This window comes from Chromatiales bacterium (assembly GCA_020445605.1).
In the GTDB taxonomy this organism is placed as follows: domain Bacteria; phylum Pseudomonadota; class Gammaproteobacteria; order JAGRGH01; family JAGRGH01; genus JAGRGH01.
The window spans coordinates 1-2,133 of sequence record JAGRGH010000060.1; the positions used below are offsets into that span (position 1 = coordinate 1).

The 2,133-nt window shown below is 43.4% G+C and carries 3 protein-coding genes; 2 read left to right on the forward strand and 1 reads right to left on the reverse strand.

Annotated elements, in window-relative coordinates:
- Positions 1-279 precede the first annotated feature (279 nt).
- A complete protein-coding gene (locus KDG50_15300; GenBank protein MCB1866784.1) occupies positions 280-525 on the reverse strand; it encodes a hypothetical protein in 246 nt (81 codons plus the stop codon).
- A gap of 233 nt (positions 526-758) precedes the next feature.
- Between KDG50_15300 and KDG50_15305 the strand changes: the two genes are divergently transcribed.
- On the forward strand, positions 759-1,223 hold the full coding sequence (locus KDG50_15305) for a tyrosine-type recombinase/integrase (protein MCB1866785.1): 465 nt from the start codon (positions 759-761) through the stop codon (positions 1,221-1,223).
- A gap of 249 nt (positions 1,224-1,472) precedes the next feature.
- Entirely contained in the window at positions 1,473-2,108 is a 636-nt protein-coding gene (locus tag KDG50_15310; protein ID MCB1866786.1) for a hypothetical protein, read from the forward strand.
- The last annotated feature ends 25 nt before the right edge of the window (positions 2,109-2,133 follow it).

The window sequence follows — 2,133 nt, forward strand, 5'->3', positions numbered from 1 at the left end:
AAATTTGCCCGCCAAAATGATTCTCTAGGGCTATCGCCCTGGTTCACATTTTGTCATGCAATTTGCCAAATGCACAGCCTGTCACAATTTTTGCAGCCGCAAAAATCTGCGCCAGGCTTCACTTCCCGTGTCGCCTTGTCGCTCTCACAGCCAGCTAGCAACTCACTCAGGATGCTAACGCACCTTCCTTCGTTCTCGGGGCTTCGCCCCGCTCCCATGCGCTCGTTTTCGGCTCATGTCAGCCTTCGGCTGCACATTTTACCACCAAGCCCCACCCCCTCAATTCAGTGCATTGAATGACTTTTTAAGCCCTACAGTAACAGATATGCCGGCAATTCCTATTTTAGGAGTCTTGCCCGACCTGATACGCTTAAGAAAAGCCTCTTGGGCTTCTTTGTTCCAGTGACTGAATTTTGCGACTTTGTCAAGTCCTTCACTAAAAGCTTTCAAAGAAGGGTATTTTGTCACAGCCCCTGTCAGATTGTTTTTGATAATGTAATCCATAGTAGTAAATTTGATGAGCACCAAAGTTAAACAATCATGTACAATGATATCAGAGGCTGGTCAAATCGTGATTACGATCCAGTTGGGCCAGGTAGACCGAACTCCAAAGTAATGCTGATTATTACAATCCTTATAGTCTTGGTTTTGGCCGTTTTGTCGTTTTTAGAAGTTACAGCACCATGAAGGGCCGCACGAACTCCGTTTTAAACACCAACGCACAGATTAAGAAACCGTGTTATGTAGGAGCTGTAGCAATGGCCACAAAAGAAACAGCCAGGCACAAACTGGAAGCAAATCGAGCTCGGCTGGGGCGTTATTATGAACTCGGATTACTCATGTACTACACAGGCTGCAGAATTACGGAGGCTCTAAACATTAAAATTGGGGATATAACAGATAGGGGAGATATATACATAAAAGGGCTGAAAGGCAGCGAGAACAGACTTGTAGCCGTTCAGGTTATAGCAGATTTCATGATCAAAGCAAAAGCCAACCAGGTTGAACCCTTTCACCACATGAACAGATTTTCAGCCTATAGGCTTTACAAACAAATAGGCATTGGCAAGTTAAAGAAAGGTAGATTTCATATGTCAATCACTCATAGCTTCAGGGATGATTTTGTAAAGAACACGAGAAGTATAGAGATGACCGAGAGGGATAGAAGTAAATCAATAGGACACAAATCAACAAACTCAACTGAATACTATGGCAAGGATTAAATACAGCAATTTGAAAGAAACGAGAGGCATAGTAGATAAGCTAAGCGGCCAGGGTAAGGTGTTGATTGCAGACAAGAATGGTGTGCTTAGAGGCTTAAAATCAGGCATTCATGTCAAAAGACCCAACCAGTACAAGACAAAATAAAATTTGGTGGTAGATCTCAAATTTCCAAATATTATTTGGCTCACCCTAGTCGGATGACTACATTAGCACTATTATTCTGTAAGTTCAATTTAAACATCTAAAAAATGGCAAGAATTAAGCAGGGTATCCTTGGCGGTCTTAGTGGTAAGATTGCAAACGTAGTGGGCTCAAGCTGGAAAGGTATTGCAGTCCTAAAATCACTTCCTCTCTCAGTAGCCAACCCAAACACAGCAGCTCAACAAGCCCAAAGGGGTGCAATGACTCAAATTGTTGCAGCCGCCCGTATATTGTTGGCAGCTCTTATCCAGGTCTACTGGAATCCTTTTGCGCAGCAAATGTCGGGCTATAACGATTTCGTGAAAACGAACATTGCCACCTTCACTACTGCGGGTTTTACAACCTTTTCTGGTTTCTACTCTACCCGAGGCTCACTTCTTGGTGTAGTAGTTGGTACGTTAGATGCAGACGACTCAGACAACACTATAACTGTTCCGTGGACAGACAATAGCGGTACGTCTGATGCTCTCGCAACTGACGAAATGGTTTTCGTTGTTTACAATGAAGATAAAGACTATTGGATTGTAGATGCAGGAAGCGCAGTTCGTTCTGATGCAACATATGATATCCCAGACACTCAGATGGCTGCAGGTGATACCGTTCACGTTTACACTAGCACAAGTAGACCGAACATTTCAAAAGTATCTGATAGCGTTTATGCAACAGCTACTGTAGTTGCTTAAAACTAATCCGAGGCTTTGCCTCTCA

Bases quoted from the DNA above. Each gene is read 5' to 3' on its own strand.
- KDG50_15310 (MCB1866786.1), top strand. From the start codon at position 1,473: ATGGCAAGAATTAAGCAGGGTATCCTTGGCGGTCTTAGTGGTAAGATT.
- KDG50_15305 (MCB1866785.1), top strand. From the start codon at position 759: ATGGCCACAAAAGAAACAGCCAGGCACAAACTGGAAGCAAATCGAGCT.